This is a genomic window from Mycoplasmopsis pulmonis, assembly GCF_900660575.1.
Taxonomy (GTDB): domain Bacteria; phylum Bacillota_I; class Bacilli_A; order Mycoplasmatales; family Metamycoplasmataceae; genus Mycoplasmopsis_B; species Mycoplasmopsis_B pulmonis.
Window position 1 is genome coordinate 559,837 of the sequence record NZ_LR215008.1, and the last position, 24,003, is coordinate 583,839.

General features: G+C 24.6%; 15 protein-coding genes and 2 pseudogenes. 2 read left to right on the forward strand and 15 right to left on the reverse strand.

Annotated elements, in window-relative coordinates; genetic code table 4:
- Positions 1-49: 49 nt before the first annotated feature.
- The 8 genes and pseudogenes from EXC36_RS02335 to EXC36_RS02370 all read right to left on the reverse strand — a co-directional run.
- Positions 50-2,347 (reverse strand): MSC_0775 family lipoprotein, encoded by a 2,298-nt coding sequence (locus EXC36_RS02335; protein WP_083801833.1) that lies wholly within the window; start codon positions 2,345-2,347, stop codon positions 50-52.
- Between the two features lie 63 nt (positions 2,348-2,410).
- The gene (locus tag EXC36_RS02340) at positions 2,411-4,972 is read right to left on the reverse strand and encodes a DEAD/DEAH box helicase family protein (RefSeq protein WP_129690277.1); all 2,562 of its coding nucleotides are present in this window, start codon (positions 4,970-4,972) and stop codon (positions 2,411-2,413) included.
- 1 nt (position 4,973) lies between these two features.
- Positions 4,974-6,371, reverse strand: coding sequence for a site-specific DNA-methyltransferase (locus EXC36_RS02345; protein ID WP_334295121.1), 1,398 nt, complete (start codon positions 6,369-6,371; stop codon positions 4,974-4,976).
- Positions 6,368-6,727 (reverse strand): type III restriction endonuclease subunit M, encoded by a 360-nt coding sequence (locus tag EXC36_RS02350; RefSeq protein WP_129690279.1) that lies wholly within the window; start codon positions 6,725-6,727, stop codon positions 6,368-6,370. The genes EXC36_RS02345 and EXC36_RS02350 overlap by 4 nt, the downstream gene beginning before the upstream one ends.
- 220 nt (positions 6,728-6,947) lie before the next feature.
- Positions 6,948-7,856 (reverse strand): MAG4940 family membrane protein, encoded by a 909-nt coding sequence (locus EXC36_RS02355; protein ID WP_010925282.1) that lies wholly within the window; start codon positions 7,854-7,856, stop codon positions 6,948-6,950.
- Positions 7,856-8,089 (reverse strand): annotated as a pseudogene (locus EXC36_RS02360) (hypothetical protein); the annotation flags it as partial. The gene EXC36_RS02355 and the pseudogene EXC36_RS02360, both read right to left, overlap by 1 nt.
- A 28-nt stretch (positions 8,090-8,117) precedes the next feature.
- Positions 8,118-9,320 carry an IS3-like element IS1138B family transposase gene (locus tag EXC36_RS02365; RefSeq protein WP_041363864.1) on the reverse strand — a complete coding sequence of 401 codons (1,203 nt, stop codon included), beginning with the start codon at positions 9,318-9,320 and terminating at the stop codon, positions 8,118-8,120.
- 51 nt (positions 9,321-9,371) lie between these two features.
- Positions 9,372-11,432 (reverse strand): annotated as a pseudogene (locus EXC36_RS02370) (MSC_0775 family lipoprotein); the annotation flags it as partial.
- A 268-nt stretch (positions 11,433-11,700) separates the two neighbouring features.
- On the opposite strand from EXC36_RS02370, the gene EXC36_RS02375 reads away from it, so the two are divergent.
- The gene (locus EXC36_RS02375; protein ID WP_010925284.1) at positions 11,701-12,705 is read left to right on the forward strand and encodes a nicotinate phosphoribosyltransferase; all 1,005 of its coding nucleotides are present in this window, start codon (positions 11,701-11,703) and stop codon (positions 12,703-12,705) included.
- A gap of 275 nt (positions 12,706-12,980) precedes the next feature.
- On the opposite strand, the gene EXC36_RS02380 is transcribed toward EXC36_RS02375, so the two are convergent.
- The 4 genes from EXC36_RS02380 to EXC36_RS02395 all read right to left on the reverse strand — a co-directional run bounded on the left by EXC36_RS02380 (position 12,981) and on the right by EXC36_RS02395 (position 19,044).
- The gene (locus tag EXC36_RS02380; protein WP_010925285.1) at positions 12,981-15,716 is read right to left on the reverse strand and encodes a lysylphosphatidylglycerol synthase transmembrane domain-containing protein; all 2,736 of its coding nucleotides are present in this window, start codon (positions 15,714-15,716) and stop codon (positions 12,981-12,983) included.
- Between the two features lie 18 nt (positions 15,717-15,734).
- Complete coding sequence (gene tyrS / locus EXC36_RS02385; protein ID WP_129690283.1) at positions 15,735-16,979, reverse strand: tyrosine--tRNA ligase; 1,245 nt, start codon at positions 16,977-16,979, stop codon at positions 15,735-15,737.
- The gene (gene tapR / locus EXC36_RS02390) at positions 16,979-17,569 is read right to left on the reverse strand and encodes a TyrS-associated PheT N-terminal domain-related protein TapR (protein WP_010925287.1); all 591 of its coding nucleotides are present in this window, start codon (positions 17,567-17,569) and stop codon (positions 16,979-16,981) included. The genes tyrS and tapR overlap by 1 nt, the downstream gene beginning before the upstream one ends.
- Before the next feature lie 272 nt (positions 17,570-17,841).
- Entirely contained in the window at positions 17,842-19,044 is a 1,203-nt protein-coding gene (locus EXC36_RS02395; protein WP_041363864.1) for an IS3-like element IS1138B family transposase, read from the reverse strand.
- 557 nt (positions 19,045-19,601) lie between these two features.
- Between EXC36_RS02395 and EXC36_RS02400 the strand changes: the two genes are divergently transcribed.
- Positions 19,602-21,059 carry a lipoprotein 17-related variable surface protein gene (locus EXC36_RS02400; protein ID WP_010925288.1) on the forward strand — a complete coding sequence of 486 codons (1,458 nt, stop codon included), beginning with the start codon at positions 19,602-19,604 and terminating at the stop codon, positions 21,057-21,059.
- 58 nt (positions 21,060-21,117) lie between these two features.
- On the opposite strand, the gene EXC36_RS02405 is transcribed toward EXC36_RS02400, so the two are convergent.
- The 3 genes from EXC36_RS02405 to metG form a co-directional block, all read right to left on the reverse strand.
- Complete coding sequence (locus tag EXC36_RS02405) at positions 21,118-22,164, reverse strand: aminopeptidase P family protein (protein WP_010925289.1); 1,047 nt, start codon at positions 22,162-22,164, stop codon at positions 21,118-21,120.
- A gap of 51 nt (positions 22,165-22,215) precedes the next feature.
- Entirely contained in the window at positions 22,216-22,368 is a 153-nt protein-coding gene (gene rpmG / locus EXC36_RS02410) for a 50S ribosomal protein L33 (protein WP_010925290.1), read from the reverse strand.
- Between the two features lie 98 nt (positions 22,369-22,466).
- Complete coding sequence (metG, locus tag EXC36_RS02415) at positions 22,467-23,996, reverse strand: methionine--tRNA ligase (RefSeq protein WP_010925291.1); 1,530 nt, start codon at positions 23,994-23,996, stop codon at positions 22,467-22,469.
- Positions 23,997-24,003: the final 7 nt, after the last annotated feature.

A 24,003-nucleotide genomic window follows, 5' to 3' on the forward strand; every position in this document is an offset into this window, starting at 1 on the left:
TAAATTTTTAACAAAAAATGAACCAAATTGGTTGGTTCATTAAACTTTATTATTCACTATATTGAGGCTCAATTTCTTTAACGTTTGGATCATTGTCAAAAATGTTAAATCTTAGTGCACTTTCATCATTAAATCTAAAGAATAAATTTGGATTTAAAAGTCCTCATCTTTCATATGCATGATAGTCATCTAAAAAGTATCTTCTATCAGGATTTTTTAGTCCATCATTACTATTTTTAATTGGTTCTAAAGTTATAGGATCTACTTGTTCTTGACCTTTATTTAATAATCTTCTAGTAACTCCAATAGGTTTAATTGTGCCCTTAGGATCTTTTTGAGTTTTTAGAGGATTATAAGAATTTTTTCTATCATTGTTATGAATAGAAGAACTTCAAGATCTTTTAGCTTTAATTCCTTCAAGTGAGTATGGATTTGTAGAACCCAAAGAAACTTCAATGTGGACATGTGGCATTCATCCACCATTATTTTTAAATTCACCAACTAGTCCAATAACTTCACCTTTTTTAACAGTTTTAGGAGTAGCGGGAGTTATTTCTATTGCAGCAGTACTTGATTGAACTTCGACTAACTTACCATAATTTTCCAAATAAGAAGGATTTAAGTGCATAAAAGCTATGTAAATTCTATCGGTTTCGGCTAATTGGTTATCAATAACACTTTGATCAATTTGACCTACTAAATCTTTTTTCATAACTTCAAGAACAGTTATTACACCTAAACCATAGGCTTGGTATGGACTAGGAGCATAGTAAGAAGCAATTATTTTTCCATCAAAAGGAGCTATAACTTCTTTGTTTTGCTCAATTAATATATCTTCACCTAAATGGATATCTTTTGTGTTTTTATCAGAGGCTTTACTTGTACTATAAATACTTCTATCATCTAATCATCCTCCAGAGACAATAGGACTTTGTAATCTCTCTCTTAGTGCAGGAGAAATTTCTGTAAGTTGATCATATTTTAACTCACCTAAATCCATTAAATAGTTTATGTTTTTATCTTGAAGTTCAGAGGCAAAAATGTAACCTCTATTTGGAACTTCAAAGTTTTTTACAAATTCAATTTTGTCAAATTTTGGATCTTCACTTATGCTAATAATTTTTACTTTTCATGATCTTGTATATTGATCATTTTTTGTAACATCTAAAACATGATATTTAATTTTTTCATGAGTTGAATCAACAATAACTTTTGAAAGAGAATCTTCCATATTTTCAAAATCAAAGTTGTGAGCAGAGCTATAGTCATAGGCTCTAAGTTTTACATTTAATTCAACAAATTTTTGTTTATCTTCATCTTTTAATGAAGATGCTTGCTCTTTTGACAAAGTCAATGTTAATTCTTTAGAAGCATAGATGGCTTCTTTCTCTTTTGTAATGACATTTTTAATAACTTCATTTGTTTTTCTAATTAATCTAAATGTTAATTTTAGAGAATTTAATTTTTCTTGATCAAGTTCAACTTTGTTAATTAAAAATGAAACATTGTCTTGTTCATTTTCAAAATTAACTAGATCAACATATTCTTTAATAAATGTTTTTCTTTTTTCTAATAATTTTGAAAAATCATCATCTTCTAAAGATTTAAAATCTTTAACAAGTTGTGTAAATGAAACATCACTTTTTTCACTTTTTAAAGTTGCACTTGGCTTTTTAGTTTCAAAATATTTTTCAAATTCTTGTGAATAATTAATGTTGTTTGAATCATCTTCTTTAAAACCAGTGTGTTCTCTTTTTAATTTATGAAGTGAAAAAAGTTTTACATCATTTTTTTGATCACTAACTTTAACATTGATATTGAAATTTACTTTTCTTGAATCATATGGATCTACATGAAGAGACATATAATCAATTTTGAAATCAAATTTTTTAAGATCAATTTTATTGTCTTGAATTATTTTTTGAACACTCTCTAATTTCAAATCATTGGTATTTAATTTCAATCTTTTCCATTGTTGATTTTTATTAAAATTTTTTGCCAATACATTTGAAATATCAAAGTTGTTTTCAATTTCAACTTTTAAGTGTTTGTCTAAATTTAACTCTAAAAATTTATTTAATTGATAAGCTGATTTATTGTAGTCAATTGCTAATTGTTTATGAGCTTTTATTGGAGAAGTCAAATTATTGCTAGAGCTATTTGTCTCTGCTGTATTTGATGGATTTGTACTTTGGCTTGTATCAGTGTTTTTTTGATTTTCTTTTTCTGTTGGTATTGAACAAGCAACAACACCAAAAGAAGCTACTAATGGCAACACTGTGCCTATTGATAATAACTTCAATAACTTTTTAAATTTATTTTTTGATTTTTTTGCTTTTTGAGACATAAAGGTTATCTTATTCAAAAAAAAAAAAAAAAAAAAAAAAAAAAAAAAAAAAAAAAAATAATGTTATGAGTTAGTGCTAAATGAATTGTTTTTTCACATTAAAGTGATTTTCAATAGCTTCATTGCTTTGTTTTTAAAAAATAAATTCAAAGATAAAGATTTTTCTAAAAAATTGAGTCATTTCAAAACTAAAAAGATATTTATATTTAAAAAAATTTTAAAAAATTTTTCAATTTCATTTTTTTCATATTTATCTAATTTTTCATCCTCTTTTAAAAGATTATTAATTTTTTTATTAGTACTAGCTCCTTCAAAGAAAATTTGATTTTCATCAACTCTACAAACTAAAAGAGAAAAATCTCCTTTTGGTTTTTCTTTTTTCTTTTTTAGAAAATCTCTAACATAATTTTTGTATGCTTTTAAAATACTTTTAGTTTTATCTTTGTTAATATCATGTTCTTCACTACCTTTAACTTCAATATAATAAATATGTTCTTTATATCTAATAATAAAATCAGGAAATGATGTGTGTTTTTCATCATTATGTATATAATCAAAACCAATACCTTGATGGGGAATGTTTTTACTTCAAATCTCAATTTCTTTTTTGTGTTTTTGCTTAAAAATTCTTTTGATTTCTTCAAGAAAAGATGTTTCGTTTTTAGATTCTAATTGAAGTTGAATTTCATCATCTTTTTGATTTTTGTCTTTTTTGGTTATTTGTTCATATGCATAATTTTTAGCATTAAAGTCAATTTTGTTTTTACTTTTTTCTAAAAATATTTCACTATAAAATTCAGGTAAATTTTTGCTTCTAAAAATTTGATATTCAACAACTTCTTTATATTCATTTTTTTCTAATTTCTTTTCAATTTCTTTGAATTGATTTTTGAAATCTTTAAATAAAACATATCATCCAAAATCGATTGATATATTTTCATCTTTTTTAAAATTTTGATCTATAAAAAATTTAAGTCAATTATTTATTTCTTCTTTAATATTTCCATAAAATATCTTTTTTGTTTTTGCTCATTGTTCTAATAAAAAAAATCTTAAATCTATTTTGTTATATAGTTTGTCATCAGATATTTTTCTAATGTCTTTGTTATCTTGTTCATAATTTTTTAAATCACCAATTAAAAATCTAAAACCATCTTTAGACTTATTAATTGATTCATGATAATTTTCAAGATTTTTTCTAAGTGCTTTTAAAAATCTTTGGTTAAATTTTTCACTATTTATAATAAATTGAATCTCATTTAAGAGTTCATAGTCCTTTAAAATTTTTGTTTCTTTTTTCTCTTTAAATTTTAAATTACCTATAAAAAATTTAATATCTTTTACTTCATTTTTTATCTTGAATTTAATTTCAAATTCCTCATCAATGTTCAAATTAGAATAAACATAATATTCTCTAACTATTGATCCTTGTTCATGTTGTTTTTCCGGAAGAGGAATTCTTTTAATTCTTCCTAATGTTTGAACACTTAAAGACTCAGAACATACATTTCTAAGTTTAACAAGCATTGTAGCTCTTGGAATATTTCAACCAACAGCTGGGCCAACTTTAAAAATAATTACATCAACATCAGAGGAGTCTTGTGAAATGCTTTTTAAAGTAATTTTTCCTCTTAGTTTTGAATCTATTTTTTCATTGGAAAAATATTTAACTCAATTTAAATTCCTTTTATCCAAAATTTCAATGATTTTATTAATGTTTTGTTCAAATTCTTCTTCATTGTTTTTTGTTTTATCACTAACTTGAATTAGCATGGCAGGATTTATATCTTTGACTTTGATATTTTTTAAATACTTTTGTTTAATTTCTTTAAATTTTTCAATTGCTTTTTCTAAAATATCAAATGAATCTATTACTTTATCTTTTTCAAATTCATCTATTCCAAAATTAAATTTTTTCTCATCTTTTATTAGTTGAATATTATCTTCTTTTAAATCCTTTTCACTAATATAAATAAGCTTTTCATCTCCATTTGGAGTTGCAGTCATTTTTATTACAAAATAGGCATTATTTTGAATAATATTTTCAAATTTTGTCTCATCTTTTTTTAATGATGTTTTTTTAGATCCATAATGAGCTTCATCTCTAATATAAATTATTTTAAATCCATCATTTATTGCAGAGCTAGTAAATTTTTGGATTTCTCCTCTTTCAGTTAAAATTCTATCTTTACCAAAAGATGATTTTCCAAAAATAAAAACATTATTTTGTTGAGCATGAATTTCATAAGATTTGTCTTTTGCTACAATCCTATTTTTTGATGGTGATTCAATTACTTTTGATTCAAAATAATTACCTAAATATCTTTTATACTCATCTAAATTTTCCTTCATTTGTTTTGGTAAATCCGCTGAAGAAAGAGTTGCTATTACAAAAACAAATTTTTCATTTGGATAATTTAAAATTAATCTTTTTATAAAGTTGGCCATCATAAATGTTTTACCACTACCAGTTGGTGCTTGAAATTGAATTATTTTTTCTTTATCAAGATCATATTTATTTTGGTTTTCTTGTTTTTTATATTCATGATTTATTTTAAATTGCTCTAAGATATCATCAACTGCATTTTGTTGAACTTTTGTTAATTTCATTATTGTTGATGTCATTTTATTTCCTTAAAGCTTTTAATTCAGTTAGGTTGTATAAAATTTCTTTTTCATCAAGAGAATATTTTTTAACATTAAAATCAACTAGAGATTCTTTAAAAATTTCAAATAATTTTGTTATATCACTTTCATTGTGTGAGTCTATTGAAATATTAAAATATTTAATTTTAAAAACATTTAAATTTGTATTAATAAAAGGTTTGTTTTTTTCTAATCATTTAAAATTAGATTCACCTTTTGTAGATCTACCTTTAATTATTCTATAAAGTCTTTCATATGTTATTTCACTAGCAATATTGTTTTCATTATTTGTAACTAAAGTAAAAGTTCTTTTTCCACCATCTTCTCTATTTAGATCTAAAACAGCATGGCCTGTGGTTCCGCTTCCTGCAAAAAAATCTAAAATTTTCGCATCTTTGTTAGGATACAAATTTATTAGATGTTTTATTAATTTATATGGTTTTGAAAATTTAAAAAATATCCCAATTTGTTTTAAATCGTTTGCAGAACTTTGAGTTGTACTTTCATGATAGTAATCGATTTTTTCATTGAATGTATCTTTTTTGTTTGATTTGTTTGAAAGATCAAAATAATCATTATATTCCAAGCCTTTTTCTTGTGTTTCAACTTTTCTTGTTTTAGGGTTAAAAATTACATTAGAATAAACTTTTCTATGTGCCTCTCAAAAACCATTTTTGTTATTTTTTTTAATAACTATAAATCCTTGTTTTTTTCCTTCTAAAAAAGTATCATAGCTTCAGGTATAACATGATTTATCAACAGCATTTTTGACATTCATGTTTTGTCCAATTTTGAAAAATGTTCCATCAGGAGCTTCTATTTCATAGTCTAAACTTGGTGTGTATTTAAAAGAAGACCCTGAATTGTTACGTATTAAAGGAGTTAATTTATAGTAACCTCTTTGTTGAAAAAGTTGTTCATCTTTGTCTCTAAATTTATACTGGTTTTTTTCAAAATCTTCTTCATCATATTTGTAATAATTTAAAGAATTAATTTCACCTTTATCTTTGGCATAAAGATGAATATATTCATGTTGGATATTAACAAATTTTTTATTTTGATTAGTATTGCCAGAAGGTGAATTTGTTTTTCTTCACTTGATAGTTGAAATAAAATTTTCTTCACCAAAAATTTCATCCATTAAAACTTTTAAATAAGCTTGTTCATTATCATCAATTGAAACAAAAATAATTCCATCATCGCTTAAAAGCTTTCTTGCAAGAGTTAATATTTCATTCATGAAATTTAATCAACCATTGCGAGAAAAACGATCGCGATACTGGAATGTGTCATTTTTTATATCTTCTTTGTCATTTGCTATAGTATTGCCATCAGTTTTAGTAGCTTCAGTGTTGTAAGGAGGATCAATATAAATTATGTTATATTTATTTGCCTGGTCTCTCTCTCTCTCTCGATAACTATTAGATTTTTTAAAGCATCATAGTTTTCACCAATAATTAATTGGTTATCTTGTTCTAAGATATCATTTTGAATACTCATTTGCTTATCTTTAATTAAAAGGCTAATTTGTGTCTTATCAGGTTCAGGAGCTATGTCAAAGCGAAATCCCAATTTTACTCTTTGTAATAAAAGTTTTTTTGTTTCTTGAAGAATATGATCATCATCTTTAATTTTTTCAAAAAGACTTTTCATCATTTCTTTTTGATCTTCATTGATGTATTTGTTATTTCAATGCTGCTCTAATTCATCTAAATACTTTTTGTATTTTTCCACTTTTCCTCCAATTTACTTAAGTAAAAACTTATATTTTTTAACTTATCATTATATTAATTTTTTTAATTTAACTAATTAAAATAAAGTTTTAAAAGCTAATCAAAATTTTAAACTTATTTATATTTTTTTATAAACAAAAACTAAAATAGTTTCATTATTTTAAATAAAAAAATGTTATCCATAATGAATAACATTTTAAAAGGATTAAAATTGATTTAAATTATAAAGTGAATGTCAGGTTTGAATTTTTTGCAACAAGTAAATAGAATAGAGCCCCTAGAATAGAAAGAACAATATAAGCAAGTGATGAAATTGCAGTTGAAATTAAGAATGTTTTATTAGCTGTTCTATTAACTATTTTATTAATTAAAATTGAGAAAGTAAAAACTAAATTCAAGTTGAAAAATCCAAATTTTTTTGATGCAATAAGCAAGAATAAAACAAATGACATTGTAATTAATAATTTAGAAAAAGCATCAACTCCATATCTTGTTTCTTGAATATATTCTACAAATGGAACTGTAAAAAGATAAATCATTAAAAAGAAGATTTCTTTAGATACATCTTTTGTTAAACTAGTTGGATTTTCCTCAACTATGTTTGCAAAATTAGCTTGATAATTTTTATCAAATTTTAAAAAGTTTTTAAAATTAAATCTTTGTCTTGGATTTTTTTGAACAAGTTTTGTTGTTCAAGAATTTTCTAGTTTTTCATTGTCTGGTTTAATTCAATTTAATAACTTTGTCGATAAAAATAATCAACCAGTGGCTAAAAATGAGCCTAAGAGTTGAGCTCCTATAATGTAAGGAATTCCTTTTAATAATGGAGCTCCTGTAAATTCTTTTCTTATACCTTTAATAAATCCTTCAATAATAACTGAAGATGGGCTCAAATAAGTAACAACACCAATTGGTGAAAGAAATCTTGATCAAACTCAAGTTAGTGTAACTACTATAAAAATTACAAGAGTATAAATTATTGGCAAGGATATTAAATTGTCTTTATTAACAAATTTTTTGTATAAGAAAAAAGATAAAAAGATTAAATAAACTAGTAAAAATGTTCCAAGCAATTCTGAGACAAAAAGGTTTTTATTCCAATAAACACTTAAGGCTTCTTTGTGGGTCATTAGTCTACTTCCAATTCTTCGATTCCAGGAAAATTGTCAAAAATATTAAAACTTAAAGATGAAGGATCACTAAATCTAAAAAATAAATTTGGATTTAAAAGTCCATATCTTGTATAAGCACTTCAATCATCAAAGAAATTTCTTCTATCGTTTTTATCTTTAATAGTATTTTTTGTAGGTTTCAATGTTATAGGATCAACTTCATTTACACTTTTTAATGAAGAAAAGTGTACACTAAACTAGGACAAAAAAAGTGACTATTTAAAAAACACTTAGAACATCTCAGCTTTGTTGAGGTGTTTTTCATTCTAAGATTGATTGTAATCTTTCATTATTGTATCAGTCAATATAATTTTGAATAATTTCTTGCAATTCTTTGAATGATAATTTTGAAATTTTTAGATCATTTAAGCACTCACTTTTGATATTTGAAAAGAAATATTCTGCTTCTCGATTATCAAGTGAATTTGCGATTCTACTCATTGAAATTATCCCATTGTTTTCTTTAATAATTTCACTATACTGATTTGATGAATATTGACTTCCATGATCTGAGTGAATTATTCACTCTTTATCAAATTTGATTTTAGAAATATGATCTAAAACTAACTTAACATCATTTCTTTTACTTAGATTTCAATTAATTATTTTCTTGCTTTGATGATGAATTGCAATCGATAAATAAACATGATTGTTAATTGCATCTTTGGGGCTTGGAATATAAGTTACATCAGTGGCAACTATGTTGTTAAATTTGCCATTGTAGTCTCTTTGAATTAGATTTTGATATTTAGTATTAAGATTTTTAATTTCATTTTTTCTTTTTGCTCTTCTAATTTTGCAAAAAAGATTTAATTTAAGCAAAATTCTACCTATTTTTCGATAGTTTATATACCTTTTATATTTATTTTGAATATAAATTTCTAATCTTTTTCTACCAAATATACCTTTGTTTTCATGAAATGATTTTCTAATAATTTCTTCAATTTCTTGATCTTTTTTCGGCTCTGCAAGTTTAGGTTTTTTTCAAGAATAATATGTTGATTTTGAAAAGAGAAATTCTTTTCATGAAATTTTAGTTAATATTTTTTCTTTATCTTTATGTTCTTTAATTTTTTTTCGAATTTCTTTTTCACTAATGTCATCAAAAATTATTCTATAAATTTTAACAATCTCTTCTAATTCTTCTCTTGTATATTCATTAACTTCTTTTCTTTTTGGTGGTCTACCGTTATTTTTTTTGTTAGCTGTAGATTTGCCAGTTTGTGAAATTAAAGATTGTTCATCTTTTTGAAAAGCAGAATATTTTTTGAAAAATCAAGATTTTACATATGTATTTTTTCAATCTTTACCAATATTTTTGTTTACTAAAAATATATATTTTTTTATATTAATTTTTCCATCATAAAATTCTTCATATAATGAAAATCATTTCTTTCATTGTTCTGGTTTTAGTTGTTTCATAAACACTCCTATTTAAAGTATATTTTAAAAAGTGTTTTTTATTTTTTTGTCCCAGTTTACACCAATTTGTTTTATATTTGTTGGATTAAACTTTTCCAAAGTTGGATCATATTGTCCATATCTTTTAGATCCTTTATGAACTCCTGAACTTCAATCTCTTATTTTTGTACCCTCTTTTGTATAACCTGAACTTTTTCCATAATAAACTTCAACATGTAAATGAGGAACTCATCCTCCATTATTAGACTGATCACCAATCAATCCAATTACATCACCTTTTTTTACAATTTTTGGATTATTAGGTGTTATGTTATTTACAACTGGAACTGGTAGATCTCTTGTTGAGTATTCAGAAACTGTTCCTAGCTCTTTTAGATATGAATCATCTAAATGGATAAATGCAATATTGATAGTATCAGTTTCTGCTAGTTCATTGTCAATTACATTTTGATCAATGTTACCTACCAAGTCTTTTTTAGCTACTTCCATAACAACAATAGTTCCAATACCTACACCAACTTTATTAGTTTTAAGATAATAAGCAGCAACTATTTTCCCATCAAAAGGAGCTAAAAGAGGTGTTTTTTTCTCAACAAGAACATCCTCACCTAAATGGATTTGTCTTGATCCAAATTTGTCACCAAGATAAATTGTTCTATTGTCTAGTCACCCCCCCGAAATTATTGGACTTTGCATTCTTTCTCTTAACGAATTTGTAACTTCTGTTAATTGTTTATGTTCTAAATAACCTAAATACATTTGGTAATTTGTATTTTTATCTTGAAGTTCCTTTGAAAATACATAAGCTCTATTTGGGACTTCAAAGTTTTTTACAAATTCAATTTTGTCAAATTTTGGATCTTCACTTATGCTAATGATTTTTACTTTTCATGATCTTGTATATTGATCATTTTTTGTAACATCTAAAACATGATATTTAATTTTTTCATGAGTTGAATCAACAATAACTTTTGAAAGAGAATCTTCCATATTTTCAAAATCAAAGTTGTAAGCAGAGCTATAGTCATAGGCTCTAAGTTTTGCATTTAATTCAACAAATTTTTGTTTATCTTCATCTTTTAATGATGATGCTTGCTCTTTTGACAAAGTCAATGTTAATTCTTTAGAAGCATAGATTGCTTCTTTCTCTTTTGTAATGACATTTTTAATAACTTCATTTGTTTTTCTAATTAATCTAAATGTTATTTTTAGAGAGTTTAATTTTTCTTGATCAAGTTCAACTTTGTTAATTAAAAATGAAACATTGTCTTGTTCATTTTCAAAATTAACTAGATCCACATATTCTTTAATAAATGTTTTTCTTTTTTCTAATAATTTTGAAAAATCATCATCTTCTAAAGATTTAAAATCTTTAACAAGTTGTGTAAATGAAACATCACTTTTTTCACTTTTTAAAGTTGCACTTGGCTTTTTAGTTTCAAAATATTTTTCAAATTCTTGTGAATAATTAATGTTGTTTGAATCATCTTCTTTAAAACCAGTGTGTTCTCTTTTTAATCTGTGCAATGAAAAGAAAACTCTGTTTGAACTATCTTTTAGCTCTTTAGCTTTTATTTCAATATTAAAAGTAATTTTTCTTGAGTCATATGCATCAACTTGAATTGAATTAACATCAATTTTAAATTGAAAATTTTTGATATCTAAATTATGTTTTTTTAATTGATTTTGAACTTCTTCACTTTGAAGTAAACTTGTGTTTAACTTTAATTTTTTTCATTGATCATTTCTATTGAAATCTTTTGCCAATACTTTTGAAATATCAAAGTTGTTTTCAATTTCAACTTTTAAGTGTTTGTCTAAATTTAACTCTAAAAATTTATTTAATTGATAAGCTGATTTATTGTAGTCAATTGCTAATTGTTTATGAGCTTTTATTGGAGAAGTAAAATTATTGCCAGAGCTATTTGTCTCTGCTGTATTTGATGGATTTGTACTTTGACTTGTATCAGTGTTTTTTTGATTTTCTTTTTGTGTTGGTATTGAACAAGCAACAACACCAAAAGAAGTTATCAATGGCAAGGCTATGCCCAGTGATAACAACTTAATTAACTTTTTAAATTTATTTTTTTGCTTTTTTTCTTTTTGAGTCATAAAGATAAATATTATAGAAAAAATAAAAAAGCAAAATTAAAACTTAGTAAATGAATTGTTTTTTCATAATTTAAAATATCAAATAATTAATATTAAATTTTTTATCTTTTTTTCTCTAAAAAAGATGCTTTTTTCCATAAATAAAATCAATTCTTTATTAAATAAATCTTTAAAATACATTTTAAAGTTATAATTTTTTAACATAAATTTTTGTTATAAAAATATAAATTAAATTTTAATAAATCAAATCTTAAATTAATGAGGAATAATGAAAAAAAACAATATGAGATATTATGCTGCAAATTATTTTTTTAAAGCAGAAGGAATTATAAAAAAATATAATCCAAATTCCATTGTTGTTTTGCAATTTTTTCAAAGACATAATGATTCAATTCTTGGTGGCATGAATGAGGCTTTAGAGCTTTTAAAAAATAGTACAGACACTTCTAAATATAAAATTAGATATTTAGAAGAAGGAACAATAATTAATGAAAAAGAAGTTGTTTTAGAACTTGAGGGAAAATATGAATATTTTGGTGTCTATGAAGGAATTATTGATGGTATCTTAGCAAGAAGTACTTCAGTGGCTACTAATGCGCGAAGATGTCTACAAGCTGCTAATGGCAAAGATGTAATCTTTATGGGAGATAGAAGTGATCACTATTCAAATCAAGAAAGAGATGGAATAGCAGTTGAGTTAGCTGGCATTAAAAGCCATTCAACAAATGCTGGAGCAAGAGGAAATGAAGAAGTAGTTTTTGGTTCAATTCCTCATGCTTTAATTCAAAATTTCAAAGGTGATTTAGTCTCAGTTATGAAATACTACCAAGAGCTTTTTCCTGAAGATAAAGACCTTGTTGCTCTAGTTGATTTTAACAATGATGTTATTGGCGATTCTTTAAAAGTTTTAAAGGCTTTAAAAGATGATCTAAAAGGAGTAAGAGTAGACACTTCCAAAGCCATTAGAGACAAAATGTTTACAAACAATGAAGATGAATATGGTGTAACAGTTAATCAAATCAAAAGACTGCGCCAAGCCCTTGATGAAAATGGTGGAAAAAAAGTTAGAATCATTGTCTCTTCAGGATTTAATCCAGAAATTATCAAAAAATTTGAAGAACAAAAAGCTCCAGTTGATGCCTATGGAGTTGGTGAATTTATCTTAAAAATTAATAATACCTTTAGTGCTGATGCTACTATGATTGATGGTCAAAAACTAGCAAAATTTGGAAGAAGTTATTCAAAAAATCCTCGATTAATTGAATTTAATTAAAATTAAAGTTTTTATCTACTTAAATGCTTATTTTTTTATATACTTAAAGTAGTAGGAAGTTTTTTTAATAAGTAATGTTTAACTTAACTCCTTTTTATGTTTGTGATTTTTATTTTTAAAGATGGTTGGTATTTTTTTCCAAATTTCTTTGTTTTACTTCCTACTGACCCCTTTTGGGGTTTTTTATTTTAATTTAACTCTTAAAAATAAATAACCAACAAGAGTTTTGTTGGTTATTTTCTTTAGCTAGAAAATTTTAAAATTAACTTTTTGCTCTAGAAAATGTAAGGAAGTAATAAAACAAATCCAAAAATTAATGCATTTAAAGGAATTAAAGTTCAAAGAGCATAAATTCAATAATTATTTTTTTTGATTGTATCTACATTTTTCAAAAAATTATTTTTATTAATACCTTCAACTTTATCTTTACGTCTTTCACCAACACTTATGGTTATTATAGTCATTATAGAAAGCAAAATAAAAGGTCATAGATTAAAAGCTTTATTTATAAAGTCAATTACTGTAGCTTTTGAATGTGAGTTGGGTTTATTTAAAATAAAATCATAAATGTTGATTGCAAGATATTCAGCTGATCCTGAGCCTCCTGGGCTAATTGAAAGAGTATTAGCTGTTAAAATCATATTTTGAGTAATTACAAATGATAAATACGGTCCTATTGATAAATCATTTTTAATATAACCTAAAACTAAAGCAAAAACTGCTATACCACTTACAAATTTTGGAAAGATCTCATAAAAAAGTCCTTCAATAATTAAAAAGGTATTTTTTCAAATATTTTTAAAACTTCGTCTTATTTGAAAAAACTCATATTCAATTTTAATTTGTGAAGCAAGAGGATCTTTTAAAATAATAAAAGGTATTAATTCAATAATTCTAGTTATTCAACTAACAAAGAAATTTTGAATTGATTTGTTTAGTGTGAAAATCAAAAATATTGCAGTTGAAAGCAAACTTCAAGCCAATCCTGAAATAAAAAAAACTGAAAGCAATGTATTCGTTTTAAAAACTAGTGCATAAATGTTGTATCCAATGGCAAAGAAAATAATTGATGAGACAAGTATTGAAATTTGGTAAATAATTGTTGAGGTAAAAAGTGATGACAAAAGAACATCTCTTGAAAGGCCTTTTCTCCTTAAATATCAATAAACTATTACATCTCCACCAATTGCAAATGGTGTTATCAAACTTATAACCATACCCATTAAATTACCAATCATAAAATGGCCTAGACTAACTTTAACTTTTTGATATGAAATAATTCTTTTTCGTCATATTGATTGCATCAAAAGTGCAAAAATAGTACTAGTTCATAAAAGTACAATAAAGCCTAAATTAACTTTTTTAATTTCACTAATTGAAATCTTAAAAATATCATTAGAATTTTCTGAGTAAATTTGAGTAAAAACAAGATACATAACAATGATTAAAACAATTGAAAAAAAAGAAAATTTATAAATGTCTTTTTTTTCAAAAGCTTTTGATGTAATTATCTCAGTATTTTTATTAACAAAACTTTGAACTTTTTTCTCAAAAATTAACACTTCAGGATTGTCTTTTAACAATGGAGCTTTTGCCTCGGAGATAACAACTAAATTATCTGGTTCATCTTTTTTTATTTGAAAAGCAAATCAGTTATTGTTAATGGTTGTAAACTTATAAAATATCAAATTATTTTTAGTTTTGATCTCTTCTAATCTAATGATTTTTTCATCACCTATTGTTTCAATTTTTCTTGCTTCTCTACAAAAAACATCAATGGCTTGTGATGAGATTTTCTTTTCAATTTTTTGATAACGATAGTAGTAACTTTGACTATGAATTTCAGTTAATTTTTTATAAATATTTGTACTTGTGTTTTTAAAAAAATTTAACATCTCATAAATTTTTAAAAGTGTTAAAGTTATGTTTAAAGATGATTGATTTTCTTCAAATATAAAATCATAATTGTTCTCATAAGCAAAAATAAAATTGCTTTTATATGTTCAATTATTTTGGCTTTTATTTTCTTCAAGAATAGATTTTTTTCTAATTACTTCAATGCCATGTTTTTTAGCTATTTCTATAAGAAAATTTGAAGTCAAAGATGAGACAATTATGTATGAATCTTTTAGTTGATTTTTAGTTAAAATTTGAGCTTGATATTCTAGATAAAGAGCTGCTAATTCTTGTCCTGTGATAATACGTTTTTTTGTTTTATAAACAACCACCATGTTCTCTATTTTTCCATCATTTAAAACAAAACTTAATGGGTTATTTTCAACTAAAACTTTTAAAGAATTAACAAGCTCTTTTCATGAGTGAGATCAATCAAAAGATATGTCTTTTAAAAACTTATCATTTTTATTTTTTGATATCTTTAAATTAATACCTAATGTATCTTTAATAAATTCTAAAATTAGTAAATCATTTGTTCTTATAAAACTAGCAGCTGAACTAAAAGTTGAAAAGTCATTTTTATGTTTAAAATCATCTAAAAATTTTGGTGAAATTAAAATTGAATTAAAAAAGTTTTTGTCAAGATAAAAAACATTTTTTATGTTTTCATTTTCTTGCTTTTTTTGATCATAAAAATCATCAAATATTTTTTTAATTTCTTCTTGAGACATTTGCCCTTTTTCTTTTTGAAAAAAAGCAAAAGCTAAATTTTCATTATGACTTTTTTTATCAATAAAGATTCCGAAATCATAATTCATCTTTTTAAAAATTTTGTTAAATTGTTGTTTATTTAAAACTACATTTTCCTTAAAAGTTCAAATTTCTCCATCCGAAAAATTTAAATTTTTTAAAAGTTTTTTTTGTACATCTTTTGTAAGATTAGTTCCTACATTAGAGATAAAAAGTTTTTTATAATCTTTTTTTGATTTTAAAAAATTATTAAAAGAAGTAATTGAAAGTTCTAAAAATTTTTCAACAAGTTTAAAATTTTTTTTAACTTTTGGAAGTATTAATTCGTTATTTTGAAATTCTAAATTGTTTGTAAAAATTTCCACAAAATATCCCTTCTTTTTTTATTTGTAAATAACTCAATATTGCTTTTTACCTTTTTTTAAAATTAGATATTTATTATCATAATTTTCTCAAGGTAAATCATAGTCTAATCCAGTTACATCTTGACCATTAATCTTTAAAGATTTATCTCTTACAAATTCATTAAATTCTCTTTTAGATGAAATGATTTTTGAATCAACAAGAGTTAAAAATAAATCATCTTTAAATGGAACAAAATCAACTGAGCCTTTTAGTTGAATTAAATCTTCTAATGAAAGATTAAATCAACTATTTTTTTCTTTAAAAAGTGATGTTGAAATATGAAGTGCTCTTTGGGCTTCTTCTTTACCATGAATATCTTTGACAACTTCAAAAGATAATCTGCTTTGCATTAAGCGTAATTTTGGATTTTTTAAATGTTCATTTTTGATTCGTTCAATTTCACTTAATTGCAAAAATGTTAATTGTAAAAGTAAATTATATGCATCATCATCATTTGTATTTAGTAAATACTGATAAAGAACATATGGTGAAGTTAGTGTTTTATCAATTCAAAGAGAAGCTCCTCCTGTTGATTTACCAATTTTGTTTCCATTTGAATCAACTAACAAGTTCATTGTTATTCCAATAGTTGGAAGATTTTTGCTCAAAGTTTTATTGATAAAATCAAGTCCAGAAACTAAATTTCCTCATTGATCTGAGCCTCCAAGTTGCATCATTACATTTTCTTTTTCACATAAAACTTTAAAATCATATGCCTGTAAAGTTTGGTATGAAAATTCAGTAAAAGAAAGTCCGCTTTGAATTCTATTTGCAACTGAATCACGGCTCATCATTGTAGAGACATTAAAAAATTTTCCAACACTTCTTAGATAATCTAGAATGTTCATATCTTTATAAAAATCTAAGTTATCAATAACTTTAAAACCAAAATTTTCAAGTTGTTTTCTAATGTGTTTTTTGTTTTCTAAAATAGTTTCATTTGAAAGAAGTTTTCTTTCACTATCTTTAAAAGATGGATCACCAATCATGCTAGTTGCTCCACCTAAAATAGCTATTGTTTTAAAACCAACATTTTGAAATCTTTTTAAATTTACCATTTGAATATAATTACCCAAATGTAAAGAAATTGCAGTAGGATCAAAACCTACATAAATTCCATGATCTAGTGTTATTAAATACACTTTTTCTTCACTTGTAATGTTGTTAAAAACCTTCCTCTTTTTTAATTCTTCTATTAATGTTTTAAGCTTGTTTTGTGACATTAAAAAATAAACTCCTTATCCTTTTGATCTTCATTTAAAAAAACTAATCCTGTGTTTTTTGACTCTATTGCCAAAGACTTATAAGAAACTAACATTCCTTGAGATTCAATATCAAAGATTTTATTTTTTTCAATAACTAAGCCAGAAGGTAAAAAAGCACCTATATTTGCAAAAACTAAAATGTCATTTTCTTTTACTTGCTCTTGGTTTGTTATGATTTGTTTGTTATCTTTTTCAAAAGTTAAAATAAAAAGTTTTTCATTTCTTGGATGAACTATTTTTTTAATTACTTTTGAAATAGAAAAAGATTCACTTTGTTCTAGATTTATTTCAATGTTATTTGCTTTTAAAAAAGATGAGAGTTTTTTGAATAATTCATTAGTAAAAACTCCATAATTTCTAAAATTAAAAATACCAAAAATAGCCTTAAATTTTTTTATATTAAGAGCAACTATTTTGTCTTTAGATTTTATTAGTGTTAATGTAACTTCTTTAATAGCAATATCTTCTGTTGAATCCACTTTTTTACTAGAGTCAAAATTAACCATTAACACATCTTCATATAAACTATTTTTTAAATATAATGACATATAGTTTTTTATTATATTACAATTATTAAAATAACAAAATTAACTATAGTTATATTTTCTATAATAGTTAAATTCAAAAGTATTTTTTATGCTTAAGTAAGTTTTACTTTTACAAAAAATAAATTATCTTTATCAAGATTTTTATAAAATTAGTCATATTTTATTTTAGATTTATATCTTGTAAAAAATGATCTTGTGTTAATGGTTTTTTAATAGTTAAAATCACATAATAAAATGAAAATTAAATAAACTAGGACAAAAAAAGTGACTATTTAAAAAACACTTAGAACATCTCAGCTTTGTTGAGGTGTTTTTCATTCTAAGATTGATTGTAATCTTTCATTATTGTATCAGTCAATATAATTTTGAATAATTTCTTGCAATTCTTTGAATGATAATTTTGAAATTTTTAGATCATTTAAGCACTCACTTTTGATATTTGAAAAGAAATATTCTGCTTCTCGATTATCAAGTGAATTTGCGATTCTACTCATTGAAATTATCCCATTGTTTTCTTTAATAATTTCACTATACTGATTTGATGAATATTGACTTCCATGATCTGAGTGAATTATTCACTCTTTATCAAATTTGATTTTAGAAATATGATCTAAAACTAACTTAACATCATTTCTTTTACTTAGATTTCAATTAATTATTTTCTTGCTTTGATGATGAATTGCAATCGATAAATAAACATGATTGTTAATTGCATCTTTGGGGCTTGGAATATAAGTTACATCAGTGGCAACTATGTTGTTAAATTTGCCATTGTAGTCTCTTTGAATTAGATTTTGATATTTAGTATTAAGATTTTTAATTTCATTTTTTCTTTTTGCTCTTCTAATTTTGCAAAAAAGATTTAATTTAAGCAAAATTCTACCTATTTTTCGATAGTTTATATACCTTTTATATTTATTTTGAATATAAATTTCTAATCTTTTTCTACCAAATATACCTTTGTTTTCATGAAATGATTTTCTAATAATTTCTTCAATTTCTTGATCTTTTTTCGGCTCTGCAAGTTTAGGTTTTTTTCAAGAATAATATGTTGATTTTGAAAAGAGAAATTCTTTTCATGAAATTTTAGTTAATATTTTTTCTTTATCTTTATGTTCTTTAATTTTTTTTCGAATTTCTTTTTCACTAATGTCATCAAAAATTATTCTATAAATTTTAACAATCTCTTCTAATTCTTCTCTTGTATATTCATTAACTTCTTTTCTTTTTGGTGGTCTACCGTTATTTTTTTTGTTAGCTGTAGATTTGCCAGTTTGTGAAATTAAAGATTGTTCATCTTTTTGAAAAGCAGAATATTTTTTGAAAAATCAAGATTTTACATATGTATTTTTTCAATCTTTACCAATATTTTTGTTTACTAAAAATATATATTTTTTTATATTAATTTTTCCATCATAAAATTCTTCATATAATGAAAATCATTTCTTTCATTGTTCTGGTTTTAGTTGTTTCATAAACACTCCTATTTAAAGTATATTTTAAAAAGTGTTTTTTATTTTTTTGTCCCAGTTTAAAATGACGATTTTTTAATTAAATAAATTTAACTTTAGTAATTTAATTTATTTTGACTTTCAAAATCAAAAGCATAAACTTACAAATATTTTAAGTTTATTATCTCAACTTTAAAATAATCAATACTTTTTGAATATAAAATTTGATCTCAAAATTGATTTTTAGTTAGAATTACTTTTTAATTAGTGATTAATTTTCACACAAAAAATTTAATTCAATAACAAAAAAACTAAAAAAATAAATAAAATTTTTTTTAATTGAAAAAAGTGAAAATTTAGGTTTTTTTATAAATTAAATTTCTTGTTTTGAAATTTAAAATATATAATTTTAAACATAGACAGGGGTACTTATCTATCAAAAATAGATATGGTTGAGATCAAACTCTTGAGCTGATCTAATTAATATTAGCGTAGCGAGTCTTTGGTAAAATAATTTTAATTACATCAATCTTTTATCTTCTCTGTCTAAATTACAAAAACGAGGAGAAATATTACTAATTATGAAAATAAAAAACTACAAAAAAATATGGATTTTAGTTCCAGGTTTTTTTGCATTATCTACTGTGGCCTTTGTTTCATGTTCATTATTTGCAAAGCAAAACAATCAAACAACTCAACAAACACAGCAAGCTCAGCCATCAACTCCAAATGAGTCACAAAAGCAAAATGGCTCAACTCAACAAACACAGCCAGCTCAGCCGTCAACTCCAAATGAGTCACAAAAGCAAAATGGCTCAACTCAACAAATACAGCCAGCTCAGCCTTCAACTCCAAATGAGTCACAAAAACAAAATGGCTCAACTCAACAAATACAGCCAGCTCAGCCTTCAACTCCAAATGAGTCACAAAAGCAAAATGGCTCAACTCAACAAACACAGCCAGCCCAGCCTTCAAATCCAAGTGAGTCACAAAAGCAAAATGGCTCAACTCAACAAGCAAATCCGGCTCAGCCTTCAAATCCAAATGAGTCACAAAAGCAAAATAACTCAACTAAGCAAAAATCAGTTCAAGACATTTTAAAAGATGAAATGAATGAAATTGGTCATATTTATTTAAAGTTAGCTTCAACTTTAAAAAATAAAAAGCCTTCGGAGATAAAAAATGAAGATCTTACAAGCAAACATATTGATGCTAAAATTGGTCCTTGAAACAATGTTTATACTCCAAAAGATGGCATTAGTCTAACTTATTCACTTCCAACCAAAAATGAAGAGAAAAAAGTTGATGATGATGCAGGGACTTTAAATGTTATTTTGACTTTGTCAAAAGGAAATGAAAGTTTAAGCAAAACCTTTAGACTTTCTCAACTAAAAGGAAGACTATCTCAAGAGATTAAAAAAATTCACTCAATTATTATTAAAGATAATAAGCAAAATGATTTAAAAAATAAATTGCCCTCTGAATTAAAAGTTAGTGATTTAACTCATGATAAATTGAAATTAAATAATATTCTTTTTAGTGAATTTGTTCCCTCTGAAGGAACTAGTGTAAGTTTTGATTTAGCTAAAGATGAGGCTCAAAAAGAAGCCAACGATGATCTAGGAAGTATAAATATAATTGTAAAATTAAAAAATGGAACTCAAGAAGCAAGTGAGGAGTTTCAAGTTTTTGGTTTTAAAACAAAAACACACCAAAAACTTGAAGCTGAACTAGCTAAAATAACTTCAATTTCATTAAAGCCTTCAGGAGATTATTTTAAAAATCTTTTACCTAGAGAAATTATTGGTCAACACATTCGTGATTTTTATAGCAAATTAGATCTAATAAAACAAGACGGAACAGTCTATAAAGCTCCAAGAGAGATCAAAGTTGAATTTGAAATTACAACTGAGCAAAGTCAAAATGTTGAAAACAACAATAAAGGTGAAATAGATGTTATAGTTAAATTTTCTCAAGCAGCTAAAGTTGTAACTAAGATTTACAAACTTAACCAACTAAAAAAAGCAACTACTGCCTAAGATTTAAAGCAAATAAAAAATGATTTCATTAGGAAATCATTTTTTTGTTATTTTCTTTTTATTTAGAGTTTTTTCTTGAAAGAACTACTGAGCCTTTTTCTGTAACTAAAATGTCATCTTCAACTCTAGCTCCACCAAGACCTTCAATGTAGATTCCTGGCTCAACTGTAATTACCATTCCCGGTTCTAAAACAGTGTTGCTAAATTTTGAAACATTAGGAAGCTCATGAACATCAATTCCAAGTCCATGGCCAGTTGAGTGAAGGAAATATTGACCATATCCTTTTGATTCAATGTAGTCGCGACACACCTTATCAACTTCAGAGCTTAAAATTCCAGGTTTAACAACTTCTCTTCCTAAACGAGCTGCCTCTTCAACAATTTCAAGAATTTCTTTAGCTTTAGGATTGGTACTTTTGTTTTCTTTAAAAATAAAAGTTCTAGTAATATCAGTTGCATAACCTTTGTAGTATCCACCAAAGTCAATTGTTAAAAGCTCACCTTCTTTGATTTTTCTATCACTAGTATGAGCATGAGGCATTGAAGAATTTGGCCCTGAAGCAATTATTGAACTAAAGCTTTCTTTTTCTGCTCCATGTTTTTTTAAAAGATAGTTTAATTTTCAATCAACTTCTTTTTCACTCATACCTTCTTTAAGATGATTTTTAATTAAATCATCTAAGGCCTTTAGTGAAATATCAATTGATTTTTGAAGTTTGTCTACTTCTTCTTTAGATTTTAAAATTCTAAGCTCTTGACCATCAATTCCAACAAACTCTGCATTTGGATTTAATTTTTTTAGATTATCTAAAACAGCCATAGTTAAATAGTTTTTTTCAAAACCTAATCTTTTGAAATTTCTTTGAGCAAAAAAGTCTTTTAAGCTATCACTAGTTAATAAGATAACATCAACATTTTTTGCATTTTTTCTAGCATATTCAATGTATCTTGAATCAACAAAAAGACTAGCTCTATCTTTTTCAATGACTATGTATCCATCTGAGCTTTGAATTTGTGAATATCATAGACGAGTTTGATATGCCTCTGAGACAATTGCTTCTAGCTGGTTTTGTTCTAGAACTTTTTTTAAGTATTTTGTATCCATAATTTAGCATTCCTTAAAGTCAATATAAAAAAAATAATTACAAATACTTAATTATTTTTTCTCTCTATGCATTGTTTTTGAGTTACATTTTGAACAAAATTTATTAATTTCAAGTTTTTCAACGTGTTTTTTCTTGTTTTTCTTTGAAATGTAGTTTTCCATTTTACATTCCTTACATGCAAGTGTAAATCCTTCTCTTGCCATTATTTCCTCCTAAAATGATGATTAACAAATTAATAATTAATTTTTGTTAATTTTATAGAACTATATTATTAATATAATAAGGTAAATCTTATTTTACTTTAAAGTTTAATTCTATTGAATAAATTTTCAATTTTTTCAATTTTAATGTTATCAAATTTTTTAAAATCTTCTAATTTAGATTTTTCAAAACTTTCAAAACCTAAAGCTTTAGCTAATTTTTGACTTGTTTGAGGCATTACAATTGAAAGCTCAAAAGCCATTGCATAAATTCCGTTTAACAATCTATTTAATACAATTTCAAGTTTTTGATCCTCTTTAGTTAAAAGTCAAGGACGAGTTTTGTCAATGTATAAATTTAATTTTTTACCTAAATTTATTGTTGATTCAAAAGCTTTGTCAAATTCATACTCTTCTGCAAAAGAGCAAAATGTCTCAAAGCTATTTTTAATATCTTTTTCAATTTCAAGATCTTCTTGATCTTTGCTTAAAATAAAACTTAAAGGCCTATCATAATTATTTAAGATCATCTTAACTGTTCTTGAAATTAAATTAGAAAAAGTATTAACTAAGTCATTGTTGTAAGCACTAACTAAAAGCTCTTCACTAAAAACACCATCTTTTTTAATAGAAAGCTTTGCTATTAAAAAATATTTAAGTACTTCTGAGCCATATTTTTCAATTAAAACAACAGGATCAACTACATTCCCTTTTGATTTTGACATTTTTCCTTCGGGAGTGACAATTCATCCATGGCTTATTATTTTAGTTGGCATTTTAACATTTAAGCTTTTTAAAAATATTGGCCAATAAATACAGTGAAATCTAGTAATTTCTTTACCTACAACATGGACTCTTTCATCACCATTTTTTCAAAATTTTTCATATAAACTTTGGTTTTTACTTCCATAACCTAAATTAGTTAAATATTGAAAAAGTGCATCAAGTCAAACATAAATAACATGTTTTGAACTTTGATCAATTTTAATTCCTCAATCAAGTTTAATTCTAGTAACTGAAAGATTTTCTAGTCCTTTATTAATAAAATTTGATTTTAATTCATTAACAATAGCTTTTGAGCTAATTATGTCTTGGTCTAAAAATTCTTTAATTCAATCAATAAAAAGATTTAAATTGAAAAAATATGACTCTTCTTCTATTTTTATTAACTCATGATTTGAAACAGGATGAAAAAATTTATTGTCTTTTTTAAGAGCTTGAGTCTCAGTTAAAAACTCCTCATCACTTACTGAATAAAGACCTACATATTTATCTAAATAAATGATGTTTTTTTCTTTTAGCTTATGAAAAATTTCTCTAACTACTTCTTTGTGCTCTTTATTTGTGGTTCGAGCAAAAAAGTCATAGTCAATATTGGCTTTTTTTCAAAAATCAATAAATTTATTAGCTTGTCTATCAACATAATCTTGAGTTTCAAGTTTTAACTCTTGGGCTTTATTGAAAATTTTTTGGCCATGTTCATCACTTCCAGTTGAAAAAAAAGTTTCATAGCCTTGAATTTTTTTATAGTTTCTTAAAACTCAAGCAATATTAGTAGAGTAAATATGACCTAGATGTAAATCTCCCGAGGGATAGTAAATTGGTGTTGTAATATAAATTGTTTTTTTCATAAATAAT